25 protein-coding genes are annotated in these 24,279 nt (G+C 31.2%); 15 read left to right on the forward strand and 10 right to left on the reverse strand.

Translation table 11 applies throughout. The annotated features are described in order from the left end of the window. Positions 1 to 3: 3 nt before the first annotated feature. Together GFJ99_RS08445 and GFJ99_RS08450 are read left to right on the forward strand one after the other, a co-directional pair. Entirely contained in the window at positions 4 to 957 is a 954-nt protein-coding gene (locus tag GFJ99_RS08445) for a transketolase family protein (RefSeq protein ID WP_153208343.1), read from the forward strand. A gap of 175 nt (positions 958 to 1,132) precedes the next feature. Further along, entirely contained in the window at positions 1,133 to 2,278 is a 1,146-nt protein-coding gene (locus GFJ99_RS08450) for a T9SS type A sorting domain-containing protein (protein ID WP_153208344.1), read from the forward strand. A gap of 45 nt (positions 2,279 to 2,323) precedes the next feature. Here the strand turns inward: GFJ99_RS08450 and menD are convergent, their stop codons facing one another. Then, complete coding sequence (gene menD / locus GFJ99_RS08455; RefSeq protein ID WP_153208345.1) at positions 2,324 to 3,976, reverse strand: 2-succinyl-5-enolpyruvyl-6-hydroxy-3-cyclohexene-1-carboxylic-acid synthase; 1,653 nt, start codon at positions 3,974 to 3,976, stop codon at positions 2,324 to 2,326. Positions 3,977 to 4,054: 78 nt separating this feature from the next. On the opposite strand from menD, the gene GFJ99_RS08460 reads away from it, so the two are divergent. Next, positions 4,055 to 4,549, forward strand: a complete 495-nt coding sequence (locus tag GFJ99_RS08460) for a GNAT family N-acetyltransferase (RefSeq protein WP_153208346.1) — start codon at positions 4,055 to 4,057, stop codon at positions 4,547 to 4,549. Positions 4,550 to 4,616: 67 nt separating this feature from the next. On the opposite strand, the gene GFJ99_RS08465 is transcribed toward GFJ99_RS08460, so the two are convergent. The 3 genes from GFJ99_RS08465 to GFJ99_RS08475 form a co-directional block, all read right to left on the reverse strand. Next, a complete protein-coding gene (locus GFJ99_RS08465) occupies positions 4,617 to 5,207 on the reverse strand; it encodes a glutathione peroxidase (RefSeq protein ID WP_153208347.1) in 591 nt (196 codons plus the stop codon). A 98-nt stretch (positions 5,208 to 5,305) separates the two neighbouring features. Further along, complete coding sequence (ccsA, locus tag GFJ99_RS08470; protein ID WP_153208348.1) at positions 5,306 to 8,464, reverse strand: cytochrome c biogenesis protein CcsA; 3,159 nt, start codon at positions 8,462 to 8,464, stop codon at positions 5,306 to 5,308. 105 nt (positions 8,465 to 8,569) lie between these two features. Next, positions 8,570 to 9,298 carry a biotin--[acetyl-CoA-carboxylase] ligase gene (locus tag GFJ99_RS08475; RefSeq protein WP_153208349.1) on the reverse strand — a complete coding sequence of 243 codons (729 nt, stop codon included), beginning with the start codon at positions 9,296 to 9,298 and terminating at the stop codon, positions 8,570 to 8,572. Positions 9,299 to 9,384: 86 nt separating this feature from the next. Here GFJ99_RS08475 and rsfS point away from each other — a divergent pair, with 86 nt between their 5' ends. The 10 genes from rsfS to GFJ99_RS08525 all read left to right on the forward strand — a co-directional run bounded on the left by rsfS (position 9,385) and on the right by GFJ99_RS08525 (position 16,297). Beyond that, complete coding sequence (rsfS, locus tag GFJ99_RS08480; RefSeq protein WP_073583771.1) at positions 9,385 to 9,756, forward strand: ribosome silencing factor; 372 nt, start codon at positions 9,385 to 9,387, stop codon at positions 9,754 to 9,756. Between the two features lie 8 nt (positions 9,757 to 9,764). Further along, complete coding sequence (gene ftsH / locus GFJ99_RS08485) at positions 9,765 to 11,684, forward strand: ATP-dependent zinc metalloprotease FtsH (protein ID WP_153208350.1); 1,920 nt, start codon at positions 9,765 to 9,767, stop codon at positions 11,682 to 11,684. A gap of 106 nt (positions 11,685 to 11,790) precedes the next feature. After that, complete coding sequence (locus GFJ99_RS08490; RefSeq protein WP_153208351.1) at positions 11,791 to 12,396, forward strand: lactate utilization protein B/C; 606 nt, start codon at positions 11,791 to 11,793, stop codon at positions 12,394 to 12,396. A 2-nt stretch (positions 12,397 to 12,398) separates the two neighbouring features. Next, a complete protein-coding gene (locus GFJ99_RS08495; protein ID WP_153208352.1) occupies positions 12,399 to 13,205 on the forward strand; it encodes a phosphatidate cytidylyltransferase in 807 nt (268 codons plus the stop codon). Then, a complete protein-coding gene (locus tag GFJ99_RS08500; protein ID WP_153208353.1) occupies positions 13,195 to 13,848 on the forward strand; it encodes a phosphatidylserine decarboxylase family protein in 654 nt (217 codons plus the stop codon). The genes GFJ99_RS08495 and GFJ99_RS08500 overlap by 11 nt, the downstream gene beginning before the upstream one ends. Before the next feature lie 3 nt (positions 13,849 to 13,851). Beyond that, positions 13,852 to 14,133, forward strand: a complete 282-nt coding sequence (locus GFJ99_RS08505; RefSeq protein ID WP_153208354.1) for an acyl-CoA-binding protein — start codon at positions 13,852 to 13,854, stop codon at positions 14,131 to 14,133. A 13-nt stretch (positions 14,134 to 14,146) separates the two neighbouring features. Further along, positions 14,147 to 14,920 (forward strand): superoxide dismutase, encoded by a 774-nt coding sequence (locus GFJ99_RS08510; RefSeq protein ID WP_370454309.1) that lies wholly within the window; start codon positions 14,147 to 14,149, stop codon positions 14,918 to 14,920. Positions 14,921 to 15,103: 183 nt separating this feature from the next. Beyond that, positions 15,104 to 15,622: a hypothetical protein gene (locus GFJ99_RS08515; RefSeq protein ID WP_238990091.1), complete on the forward strand. Its 519-nt coding sequence runs from the start codon at positions 15,104 to 15,106 to the stop codon at positions 15,620 to 15,622. A gap of 10 nt (positions 15,623 to 15,632) precedes the next feature. Continuing rightward, positions 15,633 to 15,848, forward strand: coding sequence for an SHOCT domain-containing protein (locus GFJ99_RS08520; protein WP_008256843.1), 216 nt, complete (start codon positions 15,633 to 15,635; stop codon positions 15,846 to 15,848). Between the two features lie 71 nt (positions 15,849 to 15,919). Then, a complete protein-coding gene (locus GFJ99_RS08525; protein ID WP_153208355.1) occupies positions 15,920 to 16,297 on the forward strand; it encodes a hypothetical protein in 378 nt (125 codons plus the stop codon). Positions 16,298 to 16,392: 95 nt separating this feature from the next. Here GFJ99_RS08525 and carB read toward each other — a convergent pair whose 3' ends face one another. After that, positions 16,393 to 19,248: a carbamoyl-phosphate synthase large subunit gene (gene carB / locus GFJ99_RS08530; protein WP_008256840.1), complete on the reverse strand. Its 2,856-nt coding sequence runs from the start codon at positions 19,246 to 19,248 to the stop codon at positions 16,393 to 16,395. A gap of 185 nt (positions 19,249 to 19,433) precedes the next feature. Continuing rightward, positions 19,434 to 19,595 carry a 50S ribosomal protein L34 gene (gene rpmH, locus GFJ99_RS08535; RefSeq protein WP_007136275.1) on the reverse strand — a complete coding sequence of 54 codons (162 nt, stop codon included), beginning with the start codon at positions 19,593 to 19,595 and terminating at the stop codon, positions 19,434 to 19,436. Positions 19,596 to 19,763: 168 nt separating this feature from the next. Between rpmH and GFJ99_RS08540 the strand changes: the two genes are divergently transcribed. After that, on the forward strand, positions 19,764 to 20,279 hold the full coding sequence (locus tag GFJ99_RS08540) for a DUF2892 domain-containing protein (RefSeq protein WP_153208356.1): 516 nt from the start codon (positions 19,764 to 19,766) through the stop codon (positions 20,277 to 20,279). 46 nt (positions 20,280 to 20,325) lie between these two features. Here GFJ99_RS08540 and GFJ99_RS08545 read toward each other — a convergent pair whose 3' ends face one another. The 3 genes from GFJ99_RS08545 to GFJ99_RS08555 are packed head-to-tail and all read right to left on the reverse strand — an operon-like array spanning position 20,326 to position 22,262. Continuing rightward, entirely contained in the window at positions 20,326 to 20,694 is a 369-nt protein-coding gene (locus GFJ99_RS08545; RefSeq protein ID WP_008256824.1) for a sulfite exporter TauE/SafE family protein, read from the reverse strand. A 7-nt stretch (positions 20,695 to 20,701) separates the two neighbouring features. Beyond that, entirely contained in the window at positions 20,702 to 21,595 is an 894-nt protein-coding gene (locus GFJ99_RS08550; protein WP_153208357.1) for a lytic transglycosylase domain-containing protein, read from the reverse strand. A 7-nt stretch (positions 21,596 to 21,602) separates the two neighbouring features. After that, positions 21,603 to 22,262, reverse strand: coding sequence for an alpha/beta hydrolase (locus GFJ99_RS08555; protein ID WP_203228782.1), 660 nt, complete (start codon positions 22,260 to 22,262; stop codon positions 21,603 to 21,605). A 51-nt stretch (positions 22,263 to 22,313) separates the two neighbouring features. Here GFJ99_RS08555 and GFJ99_RS08560 point away from each other — a divergent pair, with 51 nt between their 5' ends. Beyond that, positions 22,314 to 22,595, forward strand: a complete 282-nt coding sequence (locus tag GFJ99_RS08560; RefSeq protein WP_008256819.1) for a GNAT family N-acetyltransferase — start codon at positions 22,314 to 22,316, stop codon at positions 22,593 to 22,595. A gap of 49 nt (positions 22,596 to 22,644) precedes the next feature. On the opposite strand, the gene mtaB is transcribed toward GFJ99_RS08560, so the two are convergent. After that, positions 22,645 to 23,988, reverse strand: coding sequence for a tRNA (N(6)-L-threonylcarbamoyladenosine(37)-C(2))-methylthiotransferase MtaB (gene mtaB / locus GFJ99_RS08565; protein ID WP_153208359.1), 1,344 nt, complete (start codon positions 23,986 to 23,988; stop codon positions 22,645 to 22,647). Between the last annotated feature and the right edge of the window lie 291 nt (positions 23,989 to 24,279).

Genomic DNA, 24,279 nt, shown 5'->3' on the forward strand with positions numbered 1-24,279 from the left:
ATTATGAAAAAATATACCAACACAGGCAGCAAAGATACCCGTTCAGGATTTGGAGCTGGAATGACAGAATTAGGTCAAAAAAACGAAAATGTAGTAGCTCTTTGTGCCGATTTAATTGGTTCGTTAAAATTTGACGATTTCAAGAAAAATCACCCAGAGCGTTTCTTTCAAATTGGAATTGCAGAAGCGAATATGATTGGAATTGCTGCAGGTTTAACCATTGGTGGTAAAATTCCATTTACTGGAACATTTGCTAACTTTTCAACTGGTAGAGTTTACGATCAAATTCGTCAATCAGTAGCATATTCAGATAAAAATGTAAAGATTTGTGCTTCTCACGCAGGATTAACTCTTGGAGAAGACGGAGCTACACACCAAATCTTAGAAGATATTGGTTTAATGAAAATGTTACCTGGAATGACAGTGATTAACACTTGTGATTATAACCAAACTAAAGCCGCTACTTTAGCGTTAGCTGATCACCATGGTCCTGCTTATTTGCGTTTTGGTCGCCCAGTGGTGCCTAACTTTATGCCTGCTGACGAACCTTTCGTAATTGGAAAAGCCATTATGTTAAACGAAGGTACTGATGTTACCATTATTGCAACCGGACATTTAGTTTGGGAAGCTTTAGAAGCTGCAGAAGCTTTAGAAGCAAAAGGAATTTCAGCTGAAGTAATTAACATTCACACAATTAAACCGTTAGACGAAGAAGCGATTTTAAAATCAGTGAAGAAAACAGGTTGTGTAGTTACAGCGGAAGAACATAACATTATTGGTGGTTTAGGAGAAAGTGTTTCTAGAACGTTAGTTCAAAACCATTTAGTGCCTCAAGAATTTGTTGCTGTAAACGACAGTTTTGGAGAAAGTGGAACACCTGACCAATTAATGGAAAAATACAAATTAAACAACCAAGCGATTGTTGAAGCGGTTGAAAAAGTAATAAAAAGAAAGTGATTTTCTATTTTAATTTACACTAAAATCCTCAAGCAATTGGGGATTTTTTTGTATATTGCTATACAATTAATTCTTCTACTAATTGAATAATCATTAAGAAATTCACTTCGATTAGAATTACAGCTGTAACGCTTATTATATAGCGTTTAAAAATGGGGTCTTAAAAATCTATAAAATGAAAAAGATATTATCCATATTATTCTTATTCATTGGGTTATCAACAATCCAATCTCAAACAGCTGCAAATTTAACAAATTTACAAACTCCAAATTTAGATGAAACCTCGGGTCTACTATTTTACAATAATAATATAATTACTTTTAATGATAGTGGTGGTGACGCTAATTTGTATGAAATTAATAGTACAACAGGTAACATTTTAAGAACAGTATCTATTACTAATGCTACAAATGTAGATTGGGAAGATATTACACAAGATGCATCTTTTATATATATTGACGACATTGGCAACAATAATGGCAATAGAACGGATTTAAAAGTATATAAAATTTCTAAAACCGATTATGATGGACCTGATAATACAGCTTTAGCTGAAATTATTTCTTATTCTTACGCAAATCAAACAGATTTCACTTCAAATCCAAACAACAATAATTGGGATGCTGAAGGACTTATATCTCGTGGTGATAACCTACTTATTTTTTCTAAAAATTGGGCAAACAAAATGGTAAACGTATACTCAATTCCTAAAACAATTGGTACTCATAGCGCTGTTTTAGAAAGTAGTTACAATACTAACGGATTAATTACAGGTGCAGAAACTTCTTTTAGTGAAGATATTATTTACCTTACGGGATATAGTAATTCTCAAGCACCTTTTATGTATACAATTCATGACATCCCTAGTAATAGTTTAGATGTTTTTTCTGGAACTGTTTCTGAAAAAATTACAACTATTATCTCTTTAGGAAATCAGGTCGAAGCAATTGCACTATTTGAGATTACTCCAACAAAACACCGTTTGTATATTTCAAACGAAAAATACACCTTTTCTTCTGGACCAATATCTATAACATTTCCTGCAAAATTATGGTTTGTTGAAATTAATTCTGATACACTTTTAGATGTTCCAAATATTACAATAGATAATAGCGTCATACTTTATCCTAATCCATTCGACACAAACCTGAAAACGAACAAAATTGTAGATGAAATTGCTGTTTATGATCTTTCTGGTAAAATGTTGGCAAAACAACAAAATGTCGCTGAAATAGCATTAGAAAACCTTAAACAAGGACACTATTTTGTACAAATTAAAATTGATAACACATTAATTGTAAAACAAGTAATTAAAAAATAAATAAGCTAATTCAATTCTCGTAAGAATTTCATAACGCATAAGATTTTATAACAACCCTCTAAAAAACTCCAACAAAATCCAGTTATTCTCTTTTTCAGGTGTAAAAACTTCTAAAATACTTGGTTTTTGGTTTTGGTTTAGGAATGCAGCATATTGTAGTTGTAATGTAGCTTGATCATTCGCTTTAAAATAATCCAATCCATACATTTTGGCTAAATGTGATGCGTTTAATTGGTGCGAGGTTTCAAAATAGGTATTAAACGTTTCGGTTTCTTGATGTCCTGGTAGAATTCTGAAAATACCACCACCGCTGTTGTTCAGTAAAATGATTTTGAAATTTTTTGGAATGTAATTGTTCCACAAAGCGTTGCTGTCGTATAAAAAACTAATATCGCCAGTAATCAACATCGTTGGTAAATCAGACGCTAAAGCAGCTCCAATAGCTGTAGAAGTGCTTCCGTCGATTCCACTTGTGCCTCGATTACAGAAAACTTGCACGGTTTTATTCAAATCAAACAATTGCAAATAGCGTATCGCCGAACTATTACTTACTTGTAACTGTATATTACTAGGCACATTTTTACAAAGAAAATCAAACACTTTAAAATCTGAAAATGGAATTTTCGCAGTGTATTCTTGGTGTTTCTCTACTCTATCTTTCCAAATAGTTGCAATATGAGATTGATATGAGCTATTATTAAAATTTTCATCCAATAACTGACTTAGAAAAGTATTAATTGTAGTTTCAAAATGAATTGTTAGCGCATCAAATGTATCATACGCACGCAATTCATCTACATGCCAATGATGAGCAGGTTTGTATTTTCGTAAAAACGCTTTTATACGTTTTGAAACAACCATTCCGCCAAATGTTAATAAAATTTCAGGTTGAAACGTTTTAAAATCATCGTCAGAAAAAGGCGTTATCAACGTATCAATTTGGTCGATAAATGTTAAATGATGTAAATTAGAAGTCTTTTCGGTTAAAACTACAACACTTGAATCCTTTGCTAATATATCTAAGTATTGTTGCTCTACTGAATTTGGAGACAACTCTCCTACTAAAACTAATTTCTTAGTGGCTTTATTCCAAGCTTCTTTTGTACTATTTCCAAGAGAAAAATATTTCTCTTCGGTAGTAAAATTGATAATCTTAGGTTGTACTTGCAACTCGGAAACGGTTTCATACAAAGGCTCTTCAAAAGGCGCATTAATATGAACGGGGCCTTTTTGAGCAACTGCTACTTGCAAAGCCATTTGAATGTTATTATCGTTTTCAGTTGATACCTTTTCTAATAAATTTGCATTGTACAAACTGTGATTAGCAAATACATTTTCCTGACGAATGGTTTGTCCGTCTCCAATATCAATTTTGCTTTGTGGTCTATCAGCAGAAATTACAACTAAAGGAATTTGGCTATAAAATGCTTCAGCAACAGCAGGATAGTAATTTAATAAAGCTGAACCCGAAGTACACACTACTACTACAGGCTGTTTTAATTGTTGGGCAATTCCCAAAGCAAAAAAGGCAGCACATCGTTCATCTGCAATACTGTAACATTTGAAAAAGGGATTGTTTGTGAATCCAATAGTCAAAGGCGCGTTTCGAGAACCCGGAGAAATTACGATATGTTGGACTCCTTTTTGTTGGCAAATTTCAATAATGCTTTGCGCTAAAGGAATTTTGGGATACATCATTTTAAAAAAATAACTAGACTACAAAGTTACGAAGTTGAAAAGGTTTTTAGTACTTTTACTCCATAATTTCTTTATGAAATGGAGATAAAAATAAGAGACTACCAAACAGCAGATTGTCCTGCAATTTTAGCCATCATTAACGATGCGATTTTGCATTCGACTGCATTATACGATTACAACGAACGAACATTGGCTGCACAAGAAATGATTTTTGAAGAAAAACTTCAGAAAGGTTTTCCTGTAATCGTTGCCGAAATAAATAATGAAGTCGTAGGCTTTGGTTATTATAGCGAATTTCGTTTCAGAGAAGCGTATAAATTCACAGTAGAGCATTCGGTTTATGCGAATAAGAATGCTATTGGAAAAGGGATTGGAAAGTTATTGTTGACCGAATTAATCGAAAGAGCCAAAAAACAAAACCTTCACACCATGATTGGCGTAATCGATTCTGAAAACACAAACAGCATCGATTTTCACAAGCGATTTGGTTTTGAAGAAGTTGGTTTTATTAAAGAATCTGGTTTTAAATTTGACCGATGGCTGCATTCGGTTATTGTGCAAAAAATGCTTTAAAATTAGTCGCAGTTCTCAGTCGCAGTCAACAGATACTGAAAACTGCGACTGAAAACTGAATACTAAATTATTTCCCTTCTATCCAATTTACGATTTCAGCATCTGTTGGAAGTACTCTTGGCGATATTACTTTAGCTAATTCACCATTTTCATTAATTAAATATTTTTGAAAATTCCATTCTACATTGCTGTCTTGTAATCCATTTTTAACTTTTTGAGTTAAAAATTGATAAACAGGATGCATATCATTCCCTTTAACTGAAATTTTAGCCATCATAGGAAAAGTTACACCATAATTTTTTTGACAAAAAGCGCCAATTTCTTTATTTGTTCCTGGCTCTTGAGATCCGAAATTATTTGCCGGAAATCCTATAATAACAAAATTTTTATCTTTATAAGTAGTATAAATTTCTTGTAACTGTTCATATTGTGGTGTTAACCCACATTCTGAAGCTGTGTTTACAACTAATATTTTCTTTCCTTTTAAGGTTGAAAAATCAAATTGATTTCCTTCTAAATCTTCTACTTTAAATTGATAAATGGTTTGTTTTTCCATAACTTTTTCTGAATTAGGCTCATTCATTTCTTTAGGTTGTGCTTGATTTTGACAACTCCAAAACGATACAATTACTGTAAATACTAAAAATGTCTTTTTCATTTTGTTTATTTTATTCAAATTTACCTTTTTCAAATTAATTTTATATTAAACATTTCATAAAAAAAGGCTATCTAAATGATAGCCTTTAAGATCTATTTTTATTTTTTAAAATACTTCTTGTATGGAAAATAAGCCAATACTGCTATGATTATAACAATTATTAAAATATATAAATAATAAATTACATTTTGTTTTTCTCCAGAAGCGTAACTGTGTAAACCGCTTAAGTGGAAGTTTACACCAAAATAGGTCATTAATATAGAAGCAAAAGCCAAGACACTCATTACATTATATATCCATCTTCCGCGTAATGCTGGCACAAAACGTGCATGAATTACAAATGCATACACCATAATACTAATTAAAGCCCAAGTTTCTTTTGGATCCCAACCCCAATATCGTCCCCAACTTTCGTTTGCCCACTGTCCGCCAAGGAAGTTTCCTATGGTTAACATTACTAAACCTACGGTTAAAGCCATTTCATTAATATAGGTGATTTCGTCGATGCTCATTTTCATTTTTTCTTTGTTCTTTTCATTCGTAAAAATCATTAAGAACAAAGCCACTAATCCTAAAACCATAGCTAATGTAAACGGGCCGTAACTTGCCACAATAACGGCAACGTGAATCATTAACCAATACGAATCTAATACGGGTTGTAAATTTCCGATTGATGGATCCATCCATTGCCAATGGGCCACCATTAAAATTATAGAAACCACGAATGCAGATGATGCAACGGTAAGTTTTGAATCTTTTCCGAAAGCTAATCCAAAAAACATAGTAGCCCATCCTACATAAATCATACTTTCATAAGCATCACTCCATGGCGCATGTCCTGAAATGTACCATCTCACAATTAATCCAGCTAAATGCAGTATGAAAAATAAAACAATCAATCCATGAAAACCGTTTATAATCATTCGGATTGCTTTCGAATTTTTGAAAATTTGAACAATACAGAAAGCTAACATTAAAACTCCTGCCAACATATACATATAATATAACCTCTTAAAAATATCATATTTGTTGTAAAGAATTTCAAGATTGATTTTTCGTTCTGTAAGCATTACAGCTTTTCCGTATTTCTTTTGATATTCGTTTACTCCTTTTAGGAGGCTGTTTGGCAATTCGTAATTTTTATTTTGTGATGCTTTATCTAAGGCATTCAAATAAAATGGCATTACGTTTTTAATCGAATCTAAAGCTGTTCCTGTTGGTTGGTTGACTTCTAAAAACGAAACCCATTTATTCGATTTATCACCCGGAACAGGAAATACTTTTAAAATTTGTCCGCTTAAAGCCGAATATAGAAGGTTTACTTTTTTATCAGCTTCAATAAAATCTTTTTGAAATTGATTTGGCACCGGTTCTCTGTAAGCATCATCTAAATATTTAGCTAATTTGTAATTTCCAGTTTCGTCAAAAAAGGAAATTAAAGGAGCATATTTAGCATCTTTATCAACACCAATTATTTTCCGAATACTATCGTTTCCTCTTTTTAAATAGATGATTGGCAACGAATACCAATACTGAGGATATTGCGTCATCGATAAAAACGCTTGGTCAGAATTCATACCTTCATACGAATCGCTTTTTGATACTTTACGAAGTAATTCCGAAGAAAACGTATTGACAGGTTTCATACGTCCATTATCCTGAATAACTACTTTTGCAAATTCTCCTGCATGCTCCTCAGAAACTTCATATTTCTTTAACAACTTCAGAATTTCTTCTTTACTTGGTTGATGATTGTGTTGTTGAGCGAAAGTTAAAGTCGAAAATAAAATCAAAAACACGCTCATTAAACTTGCTTTCTTTGTCTTTACTTTTTCTAATTTTTCTTTCAAACTGCTGAAACGACTACTCTTTGTAAACATAATCGCCATCAAACCAAAATACAACAAAAAGTAACCAATATAAGTAATCCATGTACCCCAAAAATCATGACTAACAGACAAAATAGTTCCCAATTCATCTTTATCAAAACTAGCTTGAAACAATCTAAAACCTCTGTAATCTAGAACATTATTCATGTAAATACTATCTGTAAACGTTTTCTTTGAATCAGAATCTATAACATCAACTTTACTTTTAAAAGCAGAATAGCTATTTTCTGTTCCAGGCCTTTTATCGGCAATAAAATCGTTTAATTTTACTGTAAATGGTGTTGTGTAAACTTTACTACCATAAAATAAAGTAAATTCTAATTCTCCAATTTTTACACTTTGCGGAATTCCTTGTTTCCCTTTTGCTCCTACTAATGTTACAACTTCTTCTTTTCCTTGTGTTTTAATTTTAACTTTTAAAGCATCATCGGTTTGTTTGTCTTTAAAATCATTATTCGATTTATAAGCCAATTCCCCTTTTATTGCAGGTTCAGGAAACACAAACTGTGCACCACCAATATTATACAACGAACGCAACATTAAAGGCTGTACAGAATCTTTAACCACTTTTCCTTGCAATTTATCGGCCATTCTCATAAAATCTCCTTCAAAAGGAGTCTGAATCATATAGGCTTCGCTAATTTTAGAAATATTTATAGCGCCTTTAGTATATTTATTAAATGCAAAAAGCACATTATGTAAATTTTGAACTTCTCCTTCTTTTAAATAATGTTCATGGCGAGTTCCTCCACTCGATTCTACCATTTTAATCATTAACTGTCCGTTTTCTGAAGCCACAATTGTTTCAGATGCATTCATGATAAATTCTTGATGCTCTACCTCAAAAGGTATTCCGCTAAATTCACCTTTCATTGAAAAATCGTTGCTTGCAAATAGATTTAAAAAAGAATCGTCTTTAACTTCTGGAGCAAGAATTAAGCCTTTTTCATCCGTTTTTCTTTTCATTTCCCCTTGATAATTGCCATCAACCAAGACCGTTAAATAAGGTTTATCTGAATAAATAATATTTGAAGATTCGCCTTCTCTAATTGGCATCATTCCTTCATAACTAATATAACGAGTAACAAAAGCGCCTACAATAATTAGAATAAAAGAAAGGTGCAATAATAAAGTAGCCCAGTTTTCTTTTTTTTGTAATTGGTAACGTTTAATATTACCTAAAAAATTAATTACAAAAAACACCATAATAGATTCAAACCACCAAGAATTATAAACAATTACTCGAGCTGTATCGGTATTATAAGCGTCTTCAATAAAAGTTCCGGCAGCCATAGCCGCAGCAAAACCTATAAACAAAACAGCCATTAAACGTGTTGAAAACAAAAAGGAGAATATTTTTTTTTCCATGAGATTTAGGAATACGTATTTATAAAATTGCCACAAATGTACTTAAATTGAAAAACTTTTTAACGAAGTTTAACATAGGATTTAGGATTTTAAGCAATGTTTAATTTAGTACAACAATTTAATTTCTTTCAAATCGTAGAAAGTAACAGCTTCATTTTCTAATTCTACTTTTAATTTTCCTTCCTTATTTACTCCAATAATTTTACCAACAAATCTTAATCCTAATTTGTCTTCGAATGCAGAAACCTTGCCTTTTTTAAAAAGTAAATCATGGTATTTATTCCAAAAATAATCTTCTCCTACAGACTTTACCTCTTCTAAATTTTTTTTAAGTTCATAAACAATACCAATCATCAACTCCTCTTTATCAAATATTTTATTTTCTAAAATAAACATTGATGAGGCTTGAGGTAAATTCTCAAAATAGTCCTGATTTACATTTATCCCAACACCTATAATAGATTGAATTTCATGCTGACTTTTAAAACTATTTTCAATTAAAATACCCGCAATTTTTTTATTGTCTGCCAAAATGTCGTTTGGCCATTTAATTTCAAAATTTAAATTACTTTTTGTTTTTAAACCCTCAACAATACTTATAGCAGCTATTACATTTAAAGAAAATAAATTAATTTCTGATGTTAAAAAATTACATAAAACACTAAAAGTTAGGTTTTTACCACTATCCACAAGCCAATCAGAACCTCTCTGACCTTTACCTTTTGTTTGATGTTCTGCAACTACAATTGTAAAATTTTCAGTCTGCTTGTCATTAGCCAAATTCTTTAAAAAAGTATTGGTAGAATCTATGGCATTGAGTTTGATTATCTTCATGATACTAGTAAGAAAATTTAATCTTATGTTAAGGTTCAAAAATAATGACAAAAAATGATACCTTTGCATAAATACAAAAATAATAAATGGCGAAGAAGCAGATTAATAATGATGATTTATTAGCAAACATCATCAAAGGGATAGAAGAAGTAAAAGGCGAAAATATTGATATTCTTGATTTAAGAGAAATTGACAATACCGTTTGTGATTACTTTGTTATATGTAATGGGAATTCTAATACACAAGTAAATGCAATTGTAGGCTCAATACAAAAAATTGTTTCTAAAGAATTAAAAGACAAACCATGGCACGTAGAAGGTGCAGAAAATGGAGAATGGGTTTTAATGGACTATGTAAATATTGTGGTTCATGTTTTTCAAAAACACATTCGCGAATACTACCGAATAGAGAGTTTATGGGGTGATGCAAAAATCACAACCATTGAAACTAAATACTAAAAAATTATATGGCACAAAATAGTAATTCTAACTTCAAGTTTAGTCCATGGATGAGTATTGTACTTGTTCTAACGATTTTTTTTACAATTAGTCTATTTTCAGATGGTCTTGATTTAAGCAATCCTGGTAAAACTAGTTTATCAAAATTTAATGAATATTTAAATGCCGGTCAAGTTGATAAAGTAATCTTTACTAATACAAAAGCGACTGTTTTTCTAAAAAAAGAAGCTTTAAAAGATAAAAGACACGACAAGGTAAAAAATGACATTACTGGTAAATTAAATACTAAAGGTCCTCATTATACTTTTGAAATTGGTGATTTAAGAACTTTCCAGGAAGCTTTAGCAAAAGCAGACGCAGAAAAGAAAATCAATTCATATGAAAAAGAACCTGAAAGTATGTGGGGTGAAGTAATTTCAATGCTTTTACCTATTGCTATACTAATTGGTCTTTGGATCTTTATGATGCGAAGAATGTCTGGTGGTTCTGGTGGCGGAGGTGGTCAAATCTTCAGTATCGGAAAATCTAAGGCTAAATTATTTGATGAAAAGAACGATACTCGCATAACATTTGAAAATGTAGCTGGATTAGAAGGTGCTAAAGAAGAAATACAAGAAATTGTAGAATTCTTAAAAACTCCTGAAAAATACACTTCAATTGGTGGTAAAATACCAAAAGGAGCATTATTAGTTGGACCTCCAGGAACAGGAAAAACTTTATTAGCAAAAGCTGTTGCCGGTGAAGCTAAAGTACCTTTCTTTTCTTTGTCAGGTTCTGATTTTGTTGAAATGTTTGTAGGTGTTGGTGCTTCTCGTGTTAGAGATTTATTCAAACAAGCAAAAGAAAAATCGCCATCTATAATTTTTATTGATGAAATTGATGCTGTAGGTAGAGCGCGTGGAAAAAACAACATGACAGGCGCTAACGACGAAAGAGAAAACACTTTAAATCAATTACTAACTGAGATGGATGGTTTTGGTACTAATTCTAATGTAATTGTATTAGCAGCAACCAATCGTGCTGATGTTTTAGATAAAGCATTATTACGTGCTGGTCGTTTTGATAGACAAATTTATGTAGACTTACCAGACATTAGAGAACGTAAAGAAATTTTTGAGGTGCATTTAAAACCTTTAAAAAAATCAGAAGAATTAGATACTGAATTTTTAGCAAAACAAACACCAGGATTTTCTGGAGCTGATATTGCAAACGTTTGTAATGAAGCGGCTTTAATTGCTGCACGTAAAGACAAAAAAGCAGTTGACAAACAAGATTTCTTAGATGCCGTAGATAGAATTGTTGGTGGTTTAGAAAAGAAAAATAAAATTGTAACTCCTGCTGAAAAACGCGCTATTGCCATTCACGAAGCTGGGCACGCAACCGTAAGTTGGATGTTGGAACATGCTGCACCGCTTGTAAAAGTAACGATTGTTCCTCGTGGACAAAGTTTAGGAGCTGCATGGTATTTACCTGAAGAAAGATTAATTGTTCGTCCAGATCAAATGCTTGATGAAATGTGTGCAACAATGGGCGGAAGAGCTGCAGAAAAGGTTATTTTTAATGAAATTTCTACTGGAGCTTTGAGTGACTTAGAAAAAGTAACACGCCAAGCAAGAGCTATGGTAACAATATACGGACTAAACGACAAACTTGGAAACATAACATTTTATGATTCAACTGGGCAATCAGATTATAATTTTTCTAAACCTTATTCCGAAGAAACAGCAAAAGTTATTGATTCAGAAATTTCTAAATTAATTGAACAACAATATCAAAGAGCAATTCATCTTTTAGAAACTAATAAAGATAAATTAACACAATTAGCTGATATTCTGATAGAAAAAGAAGTTATTTTCAAAGATGATTTGGAAACCATTTTTGGAAAAAGACCGTTTGATAAAGAAGAGGAAATTACGGTTTCAGAATAAGTAGTTATCAACAAAATTATATTAATAAAAAACTTAGTTCTACCAATAAAGAACTAAGTTTTTTTTTATCTTTGATACTTATACTATAAAAAGCCAGAAAAAATACATGAGTCTTTTTAAAAAATTTTTTGGGAATTTAGGAAATGAAGACGATAACGACAAGAAAACTGACGTTAAAAGTCCTTATTCTCCTGAAACAACGATGCCAATAGATGACCAATTTACTTTCAATTTCAAAGAAAATGGAGGTAAATTTATTTATTGCGAAAATTTACAAGAAATTGCAGAGAATTTTGAAAACATATTAGCAGAAAACGATTGGTTTGAATGTAATGCTCAATGCTATGATAACAGACTTATTTATTTACTAGACGAAAATAAATTAACTTACAAAAGCGACATAACTCCTGTTTTTATTCTTTCTCCTTGTGAGAATTTAATCGCAGATGAAGGTTCCATTTTATTTTCTTCTAATCAGTTTAAGCACTTTAAGCCAAACGAATTACCTACTAACATGATTATTTTTGCAACCACAAGTCAGATTGTAAATAGCAAAAGTGACGGATTGAGGCGAATTAAAAATACGCACGAAAAAAATTATCCTTCAAATATTACTACAATTAAGTACTTTGAAGAAGTAAAAGAACAAGATTTTCTTCATTATGGAAGTTGTCATAAAAATCTTTATTTACTTCTTTTAGAAGATTTATAATAATGAACGAAACGCTAAAAAGAGCCTTATCTGGAGCCGTTTATGTTATTTTACTACTTGGCTGTATATCTTACTCTAGAGAGGGTTTAGCAATTCTATTTGGTGTTTTTTTAGTTATTGGTGTTTATGAATTTTGCAAAATGTGCGGATTAAATTACTTTATTAGTATTCCCGCAGCTATTGCCTCTTATTATTTCTTATGGAATAAAAACTTAGATTTCAACTTAACAACAGGATTAACAGCTACAGCAGTTGTAATTTCTATAAAGTTATTATTGTATCTTTTCAACACAAATAAAACCCATTTTAAAACCTATACACGATATTTTTTATTATTTGGATACGTTATACTTCCATTCATATTAACAAATTATGTTGCAATGGGTGTAAAAGGATATAATCCAAAAATTTTAATATCCATTATCATTTTAATTTGGACTAATGATACGTTTGCTTATTTGGTTGGGAAAAATTTTGGAAAAAACAAGCTATTTCCAAGTGTTTCGCCAAAAAAAACAATCGAAGGATTTGCAGGAGGTTTAGTATTCACAATTATTGGAGGAATTTTATTAGCACACTATTTCATCATGGCTACTAATCTATATATTTGGATTGTTATTGCCGCAATTGTTAGTATTTTCAGTACATTAGGAGATTTAATCGAATCTAAATTAAAACGTGTAGCTGGAATAAAAGATACAGGAAATATAATGCCTGGCCATGGAGGTATTCTAGATCGGCTAGATAGTATTATATTTGTCATCCCATTTATTAATTTATTTTATTTAATTTTATACTATGTTTCATAAAGAAGGATCTAAAATCATTTTTATTACATTACTACTTGTTGTAGGAATTATTTTCGCTACAGACTACTTAGTAGATATTACTTGGCTAAAAACAATTCTATATTTATTCGCTTTAGCTATACTAATATTAATATTACAATTTTTCAGAAATCCAACTCGTATTGCTGACAATAGCGACAATCATATTTTAGCTCCAGTAGACGGAAAAGTAGTTGTGATTGAAGAAGTTTACGAACCTGAATATTTCAAAGACAAACGACTAATGGTTTCCATTTTTATGTCACCAATAAATGTTCACGTTACACGTTACTGCGTAAACGGAATTGTTAAATATAGTAAATACCATCCAGGAAAATTCCTTGTTGCATGGCATCCAAAAGCAAGCGAAGAAAACGAAAGAACTACTGTTGTTATTAACAATAGAATTTATGGTGAAATCTTATATCGTCAAATTGCTGGTGCATTAGCAAGACGTATTGTGAATTACGCACAAGAAGGAATGAGAGTAGTTCAAGGAAAAGATGCTGGTTTCATTAAGTTTGGATCTAGAGTAGATATTTATTTGCCTTTAGGAACCGAAATTAATGTAAAATTAGGCGATAAGGCAATTGGAAACAAAACGGTTATCAGTAAAAAAGCATAAAGAATGACAGAAAAGGATATTAATACTTTATTTGAAGAGGCATTTACAAATGCGCAATTGATTCCACAAGAATCAGTGCCACAAGATATGCAACTTATATTGTATGGTTTGTACAAACAAGCTACATCCGAAACTTCAAATCCTTTATTATTTCAAAATCCTCAAGATATTAGAAATGCATTCAAATTAAACGCTTGGATGCAAGTAAAACATCTTAAACCAGATGATGCTAAGGAAGAATACATTACCATCATTAATAAACTTCTTAAAGAACGTAACTTATAAATTCGCATTACAAATGAAAAAGACAGTCTTTATTTTGGCTTGTGTATCATTTTTGATGATAAGCTGCAGAAAAGAAAACCAACTTGAAGAAGTTAAAATTCCTGATCCTGAAGTAGAAACTAAAATTTCTGCTCTAGGAAATCCAGCAGATGTAAAAACTACAGAAGGTGGAATTTTTCAAATGCGCGGTTTAAAATATGCATATGATGGTTTAGAACCTCATATAGATGGACGAACAATGGAAATTCATTATTCAAAACATCATTTAGGTTATGCAAACAAACTAAACAAAGCAGTACTTGGAACCGATTTAGAATTAAAAACTGTTGAAGAAATTCTAAAAAACCTTGACACTAACAATAAAGAAATTCGAAATAATGCTGGAGGTTACTACAACCACAATTTATTTTTTGAGATTTTAAACCCAAAAGGAGGCGGAACTCCAAATGGTGCTTTAGCTGAAGCTATTACAACAGAAATGGGTTCGTTTGACAACTTACAAAAACAACTTACAGAAGCTGCTGCAGGACAATTTGGAAGTGGCTGGGCTTGGTTAGTAGTTACACGAGATGGCAAGCTAGCCATTACTAGCACCGCCAACCAAGACAATCCGCTAATGCCGAATGCTGAAGTAAGAGGGACTCCAATTTTAGTTATTGATGTATGGGAACATGCTTATTACTTAAACTATCAAAACAAAAGAAGCGAGTATTTAACTGCTATTTTTAATGTAATTGATTGGAATATTGTAAACGCTAAATATGAAACAGCAGTTAGTAAAATCTAATTAACCTTTTCATACATAAATATTCTTTCTTCATAAATTTCAATTTGTATTAGACTTTTGTACTAAACTATTAAATATGTAATTAATGTAACTATTCTACATAATTATGTAATGCTTTTCATTTATAATAATGTCAAATTTGTAATGTTGTTATAATTAAATAACTGCCTTAAACAGTTCAAAATGAAAACAAAAATAGAATTAGAACAAGACATTATAAAAATTACGAATTCTATTCGGAAAAACTACCCTGAACTCGCTAAATACATTGCCGAAATTCCATCAAACAACTCAGAAACCGAAGCAATTAATATTATAAATCTGAAAGATTATTATAATACGCTAGTAGAGTTGATAAGCGAATATTCAAAAACACATAAAGCTGCAAAAGATAAAATTGATGCTGAAAAATCTGTTTATTCAGACCTTCACATATATCCAAAGTCTGAAGATATATACCAACAATTTAAAGAAATGTCAGATTTAAATCCTGAAGATCTTTCTAAAAACAAAACTCCAAATGAAGAAGCAGACACTTCAAATGAAAAAGCCTTTAAAGACGACATGTCCGGCAAAGATTTAGATGTTCCTGGCTCAGAATTAGATGATTTACAAGAAAGTATAGGAAGTGAAGATGAAGAAAACAACTATTATAGTTTAGGAGGAGATAACCACAATAATTTAGAGGAAGATAACGGATAAAAAAAACAAAATGAACAATAACGATTATCAATTTTGGGGAATGCACTTAATATGGTGGGTTATTTTATTAGTGTTTCTCTTTTGGATATTTGCAACACCTTATGACATTCCCGGTAAAAGAACAAAAAAAGATTCACCCCTTGGAATATTAAAAAAACGATATGCCTTAGGAGAAATAAATGAAGAAGAATTTAACGCTATGAAAAAAACAATAGAATCTAATTAATAGCGTAACTAATTGAATCATAAATAAAAACGGAAGTAAAACAGCTTTAATAAAAGCAAATAAAGAAGAAAATGGAAACACAAAAAAACTTAGGTATTTGGATGGATCATGCAACAGCTCAATTAATTGATTTAAATTCAAAAAAAAAGAGTCACTCTATAACTTCAAAATTTACGTTTGAAACCAAAGAAGCCGTTTTACAAAGAAGTGAAAAAAGCATGCACAACAAACGCCAACAATTGCATGAAGCGTATTACAAAGAAATTGCAGATACCATTTTAAACTACGATCATGTGTTGTTATTTGGCCCAACAGACGCTAAAACAGAATTAAATAATTATTTGAACGAAGATTTACATTTTAAAAACATTCAAATTGATATTGAAGCAGCAGATAAAATGACAGATAATGAAAAAGATGCTTTTGTTAAAAGTTTTTTTGAAAATTAATTTTCTTTCTCAATGTAATAATTACATATTATTGATATAAAATTCAATAGCCATTTAAATAAAAAATCCCAATCTATCGATTGGGATTTTCTGTATTACTTAGTTAAGTACATTTTTCTTCTTGCGTATAAATCATAGAATTGATCGTCTTTTAAATCATCTATAAACAAAATACTCTCGCCGGTTGATTTCATTTCTGGTCCTAAGGCTTTATTTACATTTTTAAACTTACTAAATGAAAACACAGGTTGCTTAATTGCATATCCTTTTAATTGCGGATTAAAAGTAAAATCGGTAACCTTATTATGACCTAACATTACTTTAGTTGCATAATTTACATAAGGTTCGCCATACGCTTTTGCAATAAACGGAACAGTACGAGAAGCTCTCGGATTGGCTTCAATAATATAAACTGTATCGTCTTTAATGGCAAACTGAATATTTATTAAACCAACTGTTTGTAATGCTCTAGCAATTTTGTGTGTATGATCTTTTATTTGCTGCATTACAAATTCTCCTAAATTAAAAGGAGGCAATGTAGCATTACTATCGCCTGAATGCACTCCACAAGGCTCTATGTGCTCCATTATTCCAATAATATAAACATTTCCATCAGCATCACAAATAGCATCTGCTTCAGCTTCTATAGCGCCATCTAAATAATGGTCTAACAATAATTTATTTCCTGGAATCGATTTTAATAAATCAATTACATGTTCTTCTAGTTCTTGTTTATTAATTACAATTTTCATTCCTTGTCCACCTAAAACGTATGAAGGACGAACTAACAACGGAAAATCTAAAGTGTCAGCTAAAACAGAAGCTTCTTCTGCACTTTCTGCAATTCCAAATTTAGGGAATGGAATATTCAATTCTGTTAATAAATCTGAGAATCTTCCTCTATCTTCAGCTAAATCTAAAGCGTCAAATGAAGTTCCTAAAATTTTGATTCCGTATTTTGATAATTTTTCAGCTAATTTTAAAGCGGTTTGACCACCAAGTTGCACAATTACGCCTTCTGGTTTTTCGTGTTGAATGATATCATAAATATGTTCCCAAAAAACAGGTTCAAAATATAATTTATCAGCTGTATCAAAATCGGTAGAAACCGTTTCAGGATTACAGTTAATCATGATGGTTTCATATCCACATTCTTTTGCTGCTAAAACTCCGTGAACACATGAGTAATCAAACTCAATTCCTTGTCCAATTCTATTAGGACCAGATCCTAAAACAACCACTTTTTTCTTATCTGTAACAATACTTTCATTATGAACGTATCTTGTTCCATCAGCTTTCTCAATTTCCGCTTCAAAAGTAGAATAGAAATAAGGCGTTACCGCTTTAAATTCGGCAGCACAAGTATCAACAAGTTTGTAAACTCTATTAATTTTTTGTACTTGACGAAGGTTATAAACTTGACTTTCTAAACAACCCATCATATGAGCAATTTGTCTATCACCGTAGCCTTTTTGTTTGGCCTCTAAAAGTAATTCTCTTGGAAGTGTATCAACTTTATAATTTGAAATTTCTCTTTCTAAATGGAATAATTCTTCATATTGTTTTAAAAACCACATGTCGATTTTTGTAATTTCATGAATTCTGCTTAACGGAATTCCCATTGCAATGGCATCATAAATTACAAAAACTCTATCCCAACTTGCGAAGGTTAATTTTTCGATAATTTGTTCGTAGTTTTTATAGCCTTTACCATCGGCACCTAAACCATTACGTTTAATTTCTAAAGACTGAGTTGCTTTGTGAAGTGCTTCTTGGAAAGAACGTCCAATTCCCATAACTTCTCCTACCGATTTCATTTGAAGTCCTAACGTACGGTCTGAACCTTCAAACTTATCGAAGTTCCATCTTGGTATTTTTACGATTACATAATCTAACGTTGGTTCAAATAAAGCCGAAGTTGATTTTGTAATTTGATTTTGTAATTCATCTAAGTTATAACCTAAGGCTAATTTCGTTGCAATTTTTGCAATTGGATAACCTGTTGCTTTAGAAGCCAATGCAGAAGAACGAGAAACACGAGGATTAATCTCGATAGCTACAATATCTTCTTTATCATCTGGAGAAACTGCAAATTGTACGTTACAACCTCCAGCAAAATTTCCGATAGAGCGCATCATTAAGATTGCCATATCACGCATTTTTTGGAATGTTGTATCTGATAATGTCATTGCTGGAGCAACTGTAATACTATCTCCAGTATGAATTCCCATTGGATCCATATTTTCAATAGTACAAATAATTACAACATTATCATTTTTATCTCTAAGTAACTCTAACTCATACTCTTTCCAACCAATAAGTGCTTTGTCGATAAGAACTTCGTGAATTGGAGACATTTCTAAACCATACGTTAGTTTTTCGTCAAATTCTTCTTTTGTATGAACAAAAGCAGCTCCAGTTCCTCCAAGAGTAAAAGAAGGTCGAATTACTAATGGAAAACCAAACTCTTGTGCAATTTCTTTACCTTTAAGAAAAGAGTTAGCTGTTTTTGCAGGGGCAGCCCCAACTCCTAATTTAGCTAAAAGTTGTTTAAATTGTTCTCTATCCTCGGTAATATTGATGGCATTTACATCAACACCTATCATATTTACATTAAAATCTTTCCAAATTCCTTTTTCATCAGCTTCCAAACAAAGGTTTAATGCAGTTTGTCCACCCATTGTTGGTAAAACTGAATCAATTTGCGGGTGCGCTTTAAGAATTTCAATAATTGATTTGGTTGTAAGCGGTTTTAAATAAACATGATCAGCCATTGAAGGATCGGTCATGATAGTTGCCGGATTTGAGTTAATTAAAATAACTTCAATTCCTTCTTCTCTAAGCGAACGTGCAGATTGAGATCCTGCGTAGTCAAATTCGCAAGCTTGTCCAATTACAATAGGTCCTGATCCAATAATTAATACCGATTTGATTGTTGTGTCTTTAGGCATTTTGTTGTAGTTATATTATAGGTAAGTAATGTGTTGTATGTATTATTAATTTGGTTATAAAAATAATAAGAAACTTATTTAAACTTCTCATTTACAGTTGAAACTTATTAAATTTTATAAACAAGTTTAAAAAAAAGCCGCTACTAATAAAAGTAACGGCTTTATATTTGTTTAAGCTATAAACATTATTTTTTGTGTCTTGGTTCGCAAGAAACAGTTAACTTATGTCTTCCTTTAGCTCTTCTACGAGCAAGCACTTTTCTTCCATTAGCAGAAGCCATTCTATCCATGAAACCGTGCTTATTTCTTCTTTTTCTTTTTGATGGTTGAAACGTTCTCTTACTCATTGTAGTATCTTTTAAAATCTATAATAAAAATCTTTTTAAAACTCGTAGGTTTTCATCCCCTGAAAACCGAGTGCAAATATACAAAGACTTTTTTCATTCGCAAGTACTTTTTTAAAAATATTTTTAATTCATTTTATTATCTTTGTACACAACAAAAATACATCAATAATGTTTCACAAAAATATCAAATTAGTTTTAGTCGCTTTAATCGTTGCTTTTGGAATTTATCAGTTTACTGAAAACAATATAGGTAATGGAATTTTTTTAATTTTATTTTCTACTATATTTATTTTCTTATATTTTAAAAACGAATTTATTTTATTAGCTTTTTTAAAATTAAGAAAGCAAGATTTTCCTGGAGCGCAAAAATGGTTGTCTTATATTAAAAACCCAGAAGCTGCTTTAGTACAAAAGCAACAAGGGTATTTTAATTACTTACACGGCTTAATGGTTTCACAAACCAATTTAAATGAAGCTGAACGCTATTTTAAGAAAGCAATTGCACTAGGTTTATCTATGGACCAGGATTTAGCTTTAGCTAAACTACAATTAGCTGGTATAGCAATGACCCGAAGAAGAAAAATGGAAGCAACTGCTTTATTAAATGAAGCTAAAAAATTAGACAAGCAAAATATGCTAAAAGAACAGATTAAGATGATGAAAGACCAAATGAAAAAAATGTAATCCATTTTTATTTTATAATACAAAAGCACCTTTACAGGTGCTTTTTTTATTTTCCGAGGAGCATTTTTCCTGCAATAAGTAAAAGAATAAAACCAAATACTTTTTTTAATATTTTTTGATCTAGATTAACTGCCATTTTACTTCCAAAGTAACCTCCAACAACAAAAAAAACAGCTATTATTCCCACATATCGCCAATCGATGTATCCTTCTTTATGATAGGTATATACTGCAATTGCCGTTACCGGAACCACTAATACAGCTAAACTTGTTCCTTGTGCTTGATGCTGACTAAAGCCAAAAAAAAGAACCAAAAGCGGCACCATAATTACACCGCCACCTACTCCAACTAGTCCGCTTAAAATTCCAGCTAAAACGCCAATTAATACTAAAGATAAAATGACTTGAATATCCATTGGGTTCTTATTGTTTATTATATCCTGAGGTTGGTATTTCGATTTCATATGATTTTCCTGAAGTTACGGTTAGTTTTTTATCTCTCAACCAAGGATTATGAATTTTTAAAATTTTATAATTTACTCCTTGTGTTTTTGCAAATTGTGCTAAATCTGTAATACTCGAATCGATTACAATTTTTCGAGTGGGAACATTATAATATAAAGCTTCGTTAGGAATTTTAAAACCATATTTTTCAGAATGAGACATAATTTCTTTTAAAGCTAAAATTCGAAAAACATAACGAGACGTTTCTTCAGTAAGTAATAAATCGTAATAATCTTCAACTCCTTGCTCATCCATTTTTCTATTTATACCACTCATTCCACCATTATAAGAAGCTGCAGCAAGTGTCCAAGAACCAAATTTTTCTTTTGCTACTAATAAGTATTTACAAGCAGCTTTTGTAGATTTTTCTAAATGATATCGTTCATCTACCTCATCACTAACTTCCATTCCTTTTTCTTTAGCAGTTGCAGGCATAAATTGCCAAACGCCTCTAGCTCCAGCTGGAGAAACAGCATTAACCAAACTGCTTTCAATTACTGCCAAATATTTAAAATCATCTGGAATTCCATATTCTTTTAAAATAGGCTCAATTATAGGAAATACTTTATTAGCTCTTTTAATCACTAAAGTTGTATTGGTATGATAATTCATATTGGTAATCATTTCCTTATCCAAACGCTCCTGAACATCTGCCATAAAAGTTGGCACTTCTTCTCCAGCGAAATCCATTTTTAAGTTATATCCTATTGGCGCATATTTAGTTTCATCTGAAACTACACCATAAATAAAAAAACTACCCAAAATACCCAACAAAACCAGGATAGCTATTTTCTTTTTCATTAACTTTTTCATTATTCCTTTATTTTAAAATTAGTTTAGGTAAATTTTCATTCAACCATTTGAATTTATTAACAATCATAATATGTGTTCCACCCTTCAATACCATACAATTTTGAATGTTTTTTATTGGAAAAACGGCATCTGCATCGCCATGAATATGAATAACCGTTTCATTTACTTCTTTTTGTTTCCAACACAAAATAGTTTCAATTGCCCAATCTAAATATTTCTTATCGCGAACGGACAAATATTTCTCATATAACTTTAATCGTTTTGCTACTATATTATCTCCAAAAGCATATTTTGCCAATTTTTCAATATCAGCTAATAATTGAGTCGGAATTAACTTGTAGGCTTTAGTTGTTTTTGCGACTTTAAATCGGGAAGGGAATTCCGTATTCGATTTTACACTCGAAATGATAATTACTTTTCTTACTTTCATTTGTTTCGCCATTTCCTGAACTAAAACACCTCCAAAAGAAACCCCAACTAAAACTGGATTTTCATGCTGAATATTTTTAATCATGCGTAATGCATAACTTTCAATACACTCTTTATCATTAGGCAAAAACCATTCCAAAAAATACATTTCAAATTGATCTTCTGGTAATTTTATATTTTCAAAAATAGCAGGACTTGCCGCTAAACCAGGCATAAAATAAACTGGAACCTTACTCATTACCATTAATTTAAAAAAGTTTCGTAAATTTGCACTCTAATTGAAGTTATCATGGAAATCAAAGATAATGAACTTTTAAGACAATTTGAAATTATTACCGAAACAGGTTTGGTTGCAATTGAGTATTCTGTACAAGAACGCAAGCTATTTTTAACGAAGTTTTGTAATAATAACAATGAAGATGAAGAGTTACATCATGAGTTTATTAAAACCGTACTAGAACAAGCAGAGGAACGAAAATTAAAAGTGGTGCCAACGCACGCAAAATTCATAAGTTTCTTTAGAAAGAATAGAAAATACAGAACGCTTTTACCTCCAGGATTGATGATATAAATAATATCTTAGAAGAAATTCATCAAATAAAATTCCAAATTCCAACCTTTTAAACAGTTGGAATTTGGAATTTTTCGTTTATAAATTGTAATCGTACACTTCCATCTTCATCTATTTTAGTTAGATTAATTTCGTGTAATGTGTTTACTAATTCAGGATTCCACGGTGTTTTTACTTTTACGTAATTTTCGGTAAATCCATGAATATAACCTTCTTTGTTTTCGTTTTCAAATAAAACCGTTCTTTTAGTTCCTATTTGACTTTCATAAAAAGCTCTTCTTTTCTTTACAGAAAGTCCGCGTAACATTTTACTTCTTTTAGAACGTACGTTTGCAGGAACTACTCCTTCCATTTCTGCGGCTTCTGTATTATCCCTTTCAGAATAGGTGAAAACGTGTAAATAGGAAATATCTAAATCATTCAAAAAATGATAGGTTTCTAAGAAATGCTCATCGGTTTCTCCAGGAAATCCTACTATTACATCTACTCCAATACAAGCATGTGGCATTACTTCTCTAATTTTATTTACACGATCTACGTATAATTCACGCAAATAACGGCGTTTCATTTTTTTCAAAATATCATTACTTCCACTTTGTAAAGGAATATGAAAATGAGGCACAAAAGCTCTTGATTTTGAAACCAATTCAATCGTTTCATTTTTTAACAAATTAGGTTCTATTGAAGAAATTCGCAAACGCTCTATTCCTTCTACTTTATCTAATTCGGTAACTAAATCTAAAAAAGTATGTTCGTGCTTTTTGTTTCCAAACTCTCCTTTTCCGTAATCGCCAATATTAACACCGGTTAAGACTATCTCTTTAATTCCTTTGGCAGAAATCTCCTTTGCATTTTTTAGAACACCTTCCATAGTATCACTTCTAGAAATTCCTCGAGCTAAAGGAATAGTACAATAGGTACATTTATAATCACAACCATCTTGTACTTTTAAAAAAGCACGCGTTCTATCTCCAAATGAATAACTACCTACATAAAAATCGGCTTCTTCAATTTCACAAGAATGCACTTCTCCCATGTCATTTTTAGACAAATCGTTTATGTAATCTGTAATTTTGAATTTTTCAGTTGCTCCTAAAACCAAATCCACACCATCAACTGCTGCTAATTCTTCTGGTTTTAATTGGGCATAACACCCAACAGCCGCAACAAAAGCTTTATCATTTAGCTTCATTGCTTTTTTTACAATTTGCTTAAATTGCTTATCGGCATTATCCGTAACCGAACATGTGTTAATTACATAAATATCGGCTATTTCTTCAAAATCAACACGTTCAAAACCTTCATTTTGAAAATCACGTGCAATAGTAGACGTTTCTGAGAAGTTCAATTTGCATCCTAAAGTGTAGAATGCGACTTTTTTCTTGTTTTCCATAAGTAAAACTCAATTAATGAAATCGTTGTCAAAAAATTGAGAATGCAAATTTACGGACAAAAAAATTAGCACCAAAATAAAAAGGCCAGACAAATGTCTGACCTTTTAAAATTTTTAAAATCCCCCTACAGAATTAAAAATTTCTTTCTATGGGTTAAAAGTAACATCATTTGAATGAATGAACATGTGTAAATTAATAAGTGTTTGTATTTAAGTAACAAGCGGTAAAATGAACCTGAATTTATAAGAAAATAAATAACTAAAACTAAAAACACCAATAAATAAAAAAGC

The sequence above is a fragment of the Flavobacterium sp. LMO6 genome (assembly GCF_009495795.1).
Classification (GTDB): Bacteria; Bacteroidota; Bacteroidia; order Flavobacteriales; family Flavobacteriaceae; genus Flavobacterium.

What these genes read in the sequence shown, in the direction of transcription:
- GFJ99_RS08550 (WP_153208357.1), bottom strand. Translation starts at nt 21,595, where the DNA reads ATGAAAAAGTTAATGAAAAAGAAAATAGCTATCCTGGTTTTGTTGGGT.
- ftsH (WP_153208350.1), top strand. Translation starts at nt 9,765, where the DNA reads ATGGCACAAAATAGTAATTCTAACTTCAAGTTTAGTCCATGGATGAGT.
- menD (WP_153208345.1), bottom strand. Translation starts at nt 3,976, where the DNA reads ATGATGTATCCCAAAATTCCTTTAGCGCAAAGCATTATTGAAATTTGC.
- GFJ99_RS08560 (WP_008256819.1), top strand. Translation starts at nt 22,314, where the DNA reads ATGGAAATCAAAGATAATGAACTTTTAAGACAATTTGAAATTATTACC.
- GFJ99_RS08525 (WP_153208355.1), top strand. Translation starts at nt 15,920, where the DNA reads ATGGAAACACAAAAAAACTTAGGTATTTGGATGGATCATGCAACAGCT.
- GFJ99_RS08495 (WP_153208352.1), top strand. Translation starts at nt 12,399, where the DNA reads ATGAACGAAACGCTAAAAAGAGCCTTATCTGGAGCCGTTTATGTTATT.
- GFJ99_RS08475 (WP_153208349.1), bottom strand. Translation starts at nt 9,298, where the DNA reads ATGAAGATAATCAAACTCAATGCCATAGATTCTACCAATACTTTTTTA.
- rsfS (WP_073583771.1), top strand. Translation starts at nt 9,385, where the DNA reads ATGGCGAAGAAGCAGATTAATAATGATGATTTATTAGCAAACATCATC.
- GFJ99_RS08490 (WP_153208351.1), top strand. Translation starts at nt 11,791, where the DNA reads ATGAGTCTTTTTAAAAAATTTTTTGGGAATTTAGGAAATGAAGACGAT.
- GFJ99_RS08505 (WP_153208354.1), top strand. Translation starts at nt 13,852, where the DNA reads ATGACAGAAAAGGATATTAATACTTTATTTGAAGAGGCATTTACAAAT.
- ccsA (WP_153208348.1), bottom strand. Translation starts at nt 8,464, where the DNA reads ATGGAAAAAAAAATATTCTCCTTTTTGTTTTCAACACGTTTAATGGCT.
- carB (WP_008256840.1), bottom strand. Translation starts at nt 19,248, where the DNA reads ATGCCTAAAGACACAACAATCAAATCGGTATTAATTATTGGATCAGGA.
- GFJ99_RS08540 (WP_153208356.1), top strand. Translation starts at nt 19,764, where the DNA reads ATGTTTCACAAAAATATCAAATTAGTTTTAGTCGCTTTAATCGTTGCT.
- rpmH (WP_007136275.1), bottom strand. Translation starts at nt 19,595, where the DNA reads ATGAGTAAGAGAACGTTTCAACCATCAAAAAGAAAAAGAAGAAATAAG.
- GFJ99_RS08450 (WP_153208344.1), top strand. Translation starts at nt 1,133, where the DNA reads ATGAAAAAGATATTATCCATATTATTCTTATTCATTGGGTTATCAACA.
- GFJ99_RS08460 (WP_153208346.1), top strand. Translation starts at nt 4,055, where the DNA reads ATGGAGATAAAAATAAGAGACTACCAAACAGCAGATTGTCCTGCAATT.
- GFJ99_RS08465 (WP_153208347.1), bottom strand. Translation starts at nt 5,207, where the DNA reads ATGAAAAAGACATTTTTAGTATTTACAGTAATTGTATCGTTTTGGAGT.
- GFJ99_RS08520 (WP_008256843.1), top strand. Translation starts at nt 15,633, where the DNA reads ATGAACAATAACGATTATCAATTTTGGGGAATGCACTTAATATGGTGG.
- GFJ99_RS08515 (WP_238990091.1), top strand. Translation starts at nt 15,104, where the DNA reads ATGAAAACAAAAATAGAATTAGAACAAGACATTATAAAAATTACGAAT.
- GFJ99_RS08555 (WP_203228782.1), bottom strand. Translation starts at nt 22,262, where the DNA reads ATGAGTAAGGTTCCAGTTTATTTTATGCCTGGTTTAGCGGCAAGTCCT.
- GFJ99_RS08510 (WP_370454309.1), top strand. Translation starts at nt 14,147, where the DNA reads ATGAAAAAGACAGTCTTTATTTTGGCTTGTGTATCATTTTTGATGATA.
- GFJ99_RS08500 (WP_153208353.1), top strand. Translation starts at nt 13,195, where the DNA reads ATGTTTCATAAAGAAGGATCTAAAATCATTTTTATTACATTACTACTT.
- GFJ99_RS08445 (WP_153208343.1), top strand. Translation starts at nt 4, where the DNA reads ATGAAAAAATATACCAACACAGGCAGCAAAGATACCCGTTCAGGATTT.
- GFJ99_RS08545 (WP_008256824.1), bottom strand. Translation starts at nt 20,694, where the DNA reads ATGGATATTCAAGTCATTTTATCTTTAGTATTAATTGGCGTTTTAGCT.
- mtaB (WP_153208359.1), bottom strand. Translation starts at nt 23,988, where the DNA reads ATGGAAAACAAGAAAAAAGTCGCATTCTACACTTTAGGATGCAAATTG.